Origin of the sequence: Hydrogenophaga sp. (genome assembly GCF_051007235.1) — a bacterium.
Lineage (GTDB): Bacteria > Pseudomonadota > Gammaproteobacteria > Burkholderiales > Burkholderiaceae_C > Hydrogenophaga.
Map to the genome: position 1 here is coordinate 1 of NZ_JBPCSJ010000489.1, position 3,339 is coordinate 3,339.

3 protein-coding genes are annotated in these 3,339 nt (G+C 67.7%); all 3 read left to right on the forward strand.

Features of this window, described 5'->3' with window-relative positions:
- A partial coding sequence (locus ACR2JA_RS17265) for a toprim domain-containing protein (RefSeq protein WP_434010307.1) occupies positions 1-1,048 on the forward strand: 1,048 nt, incomplete at its 5' end.
- 2 nt (positions 1,049-1,050) lie between these two features.
- Positions 1,051-1,764, forward strand: coding sequence for a lytic transglycosylase domain-containing protein (locus tag ACR2JA_RS17270; RefSeq protein ID WP_434010308.1), 714 nt, complete (start codon positions 1,051-1,053; stop codon positions 1,762-1,764).
- 21 nt (positions 1,765-1,785) lie between these two features.
- Positions 1,786-3,339: DNA topoisomerase IV subunit A (locus ACR2JA_RS17275; RefSeq protein WP_434010309.1), on the forward strand; the 1,554-nt coding region annotated here is incomplete at its 3' end.

Sequence of the window (3,339 nt, forward strand, 5' to 3'; positions counted from 1 at the left end):
CGAGATGCACGCGCTGCTGCCCAAGGGCGTGAAGCTGCTGCCCGAAGACGTGTTCGCCCGTGCCAGCTATGTGCTGAGCGCCAAGGTGCTGGACCCGCAGTTCCAGGGCCAGGTGAAGGAGCGCCTGAACTCGCGCGACGCGGTGCGCCTGGTCGGCGGCTTCGTGCGCCCGGCGCTCGAACTCTGGCTCAACCAGCACGTGGACTACGGCAAGAAGCTGGCCGAACTGGCCATCAAGGCGGCGCAGAGCCGCCAGAAGGCCGGCCAGAAGGTCGAGAAGCGCAAGGGCTCGGGCGTGGCCGTGCTGCCCGGCAAGCTGACCGACTGCGAAAGCCGCGACACTGCGCACAACGAGGTGTTCCTGGTCGAGGGCGATTCGGCCGGTGGCAGCGCCAAGATGGGCCGCGACAAGGAATGCCAGGCCGTGCTGCCGCTGCGCGGCAAGGTGCTCAACACCTGGGAGGTCGAGCGCGACCGCCTGTTCGCCAACACCGAAATCCACGACATCTCGGTCGCCATCGGCGTCGACCCGCATGGTCCTCTGGACAACCCCGACCTGTCGGGCCTGCGCTACGGCAAGGTCTGCATCCTGTCGGACGCCGACGTCGACGGCTCGCACATTCAGGTGCTGTTGCTCACGCTGTTCTTCCGCCATTTCCCCAAACTCATCGAAGCCGGTCACGTGTACGTGGCGCGTCCGCCGCTGTTCCGCGTGGACGTGCCGGCCCGCGGCAAGAAGCCCGCGAGCAAGCAGTACGCGCTGGACGAGGGTGAGCTGCACGCCATCCTGGACAAGGCCGAGAAGGACGGCGTGGCGCGCGAGAAATGCCAGATCAGCCGATTCAAAGGCCTGGGCGAGATGAACGCCGAACAGCTCTGGGACACCACGCTCAACCCCGACACGCGCCGCCTCATGCCGGTTACGCTGGGCGGGCTGGACTTTGCCGGTACCGAGGCGCTGATCACCAAACTCATGGGCAAGGGCGAAGCCGCCGCGCGCCGCGAGCTGATGGAACTGCACGGCGACTCGGTCGAGATCGACGTCTAGTCATGTTGCGTGCAGCGATCGTTCTGGCGGCCCTGCTGGGCATCTGCGCCACGGCTTCGGCCGAGGCCGAGCTCTGGGGCTACATCGACGCCCAGGGCCGGCCGCATTACGCCGACCGGCAGATCGACAACCGCTACCAGCTGTTCAACGCCGGTTCGGCGCCGGTGCGGCGCCTGCCGCCTTCGGCCGCCAGAGCGCCCGCCGGGCTGCTGACCTCGTTCGAACTGTCCACCGGCTACCAGGCGGTGCAGCACCTGATCCGCGAAGCCGCGACCGACCACGGGCTGGACCTGGCGCTGCTCAAGGCCGTCATCGCCACCGAGTCGCGCTTCGACCCGCAGGCCGTCAGCCCCAAGGGCGCGGTGGGCCTGATGCAGCTGATGCCGGCCACCGCTGAACGGTTTGGCGTCAAGGCCGACGCGGCGACGACCCTGCAGCAGCGCCTGACCGACCCACGCACCAACCTGCAGGCCGGCGCGCGCTACCTGGCCCTGCTGCTGCGCCAGTTCGGCGGTCAGACCGACCTGGCCCTGGCCGCCTACAACGCCGGTGAAGGCGCGGTGCAGCGCGCCGGTGGCCGCGTGCCCGACTTCCCCGAAACCCAGCAGTACGTGCGCAAGGTCACGCTGCTGCACCAATACCTCTCGCCGCCGCGGGGCTTGCGCCCGGCGTCCGCCCGCCTGAACCTCTCGGCCACTGGCGCGCCTGCGCTGTGACCCGCTTTCCTGTGGAATCCCATGGACATCGACACCCCTGAACTGCCGCTGCTGCCCGCCGAACCCGGCGACGACAGCCTGGCTGCCTACGCGCAACGCGCTTACCTCGAATACGCGCTCTCGGTCGTCAAGGGCCGTGCCCTGCCGGATGTGTGCGACGGGCAGAAGCCGGTGCAGCGCCGCATCCTTTATGCCATGGACCGCATGGGTCTGGGCTTTTCCGGCAACACGGCGGCCAAGCCGGTCAAGAGCGCCCGCGTGGTGGGCGATGTGCTGGGCAAGTACCACCCGCACGGCGACAGCGCCGCCTACGACGCGCTGGTGCGCATGGCGCAGGACTTTTCGCAGCGCTACCCGCTGATCGACGGCCAGGGCAACTTCGGTAGCCGCGACGGTGACGGCGCCGCCGCCATGCGCTACACCGAAGCGCGGCTGGCCAAAATCACCGGCCTGCTGCTGGATGAAATCGACCAGGGCACGGTGGACTTCATCCCCACCTACGACGGCTCGTTCGAAGAACCGAAGCAGCTGCCCGCGCGACTGCCGTTCAACCTGCTCAACGGGGCCAGTGGCATCGCCGTCGGCTTGGCGACCGAGATCCCCAGCCACAACCTGCGCGAAGTGGCCGACGCCTGCGTGGCGCTGGTCAAGAACCCCAAGCTCAGCGACGAAGACCTGCTGACCATCCTGCCCGGGCCGGACTACCCGGGTGGCGGCCAGATCATCAGCCCGGCCGGTGACATCGCCGACGCCTACCGCACCGGCCGCGGTAGCCTGAAGGTGCGCGCGCGCTGGAAGATCGAAGACCTGGCGCGCGGCCAGTGGCAGCTGGTGGTGAACGAACTGCCGCCCGGTGTGAGCAGCCAGAAGGTGCTGGAAGAGATCGAGGAGATCACCAACCCCAAGGTCAAGGCCGGCAAGAAGGCGCTGACGCAGGACCAGACCCAGCTCAAGGCCAGCATGCTGATGGTGCTGGACACGGTGCGCGACGAGTCCAGCAAGGACGCGCCGGTGCGCCTGGTGTTCGAGCCCAAGAGCAGCCGCATCGAACAGCAGGAACTGATCACCGCGCTGCTGGCCCACACCAGCCTGGAAAGCTCGGCACCGATCAACCTGACCATGATCGGGCTGGACGGACGGCCGACGCAGAAGAGCCTGCGCCAGATGCTGGAAGAGTGGGTGGCGTTCCGCCAGACCACCATCACGCGCCGCAGCCAGCACAAGCTGCAGAAGGTGCTGGACCGCATCCACATCCTGGAGGGCCGGCAGCTCGTGCTGCTGAACATCGACGAGGTGATCCGCATCATCCGCCACAGCGACGAGCCCAAGGCTGCGCTGATCGAGGCCTTCAAACTCAGCGAGCGCCAGGCCGAAGACATCCTGGAAATCCGGCTGCGCCAGCTGGCCAAGCTCGAAGCGATCAAGATCGAGCAGGAACTCAAAGAGCTGCGCGAGGAACAGGGCAAGCTCGAAGACATCCTGGCCAACCCGGCGAGCCTCAAGCGCCTGATGGTCAAGGAGATCGAAGCCGACGCCAAGACCTTCGCCGACCCGCGCCGCACGCTGATCCAGGCC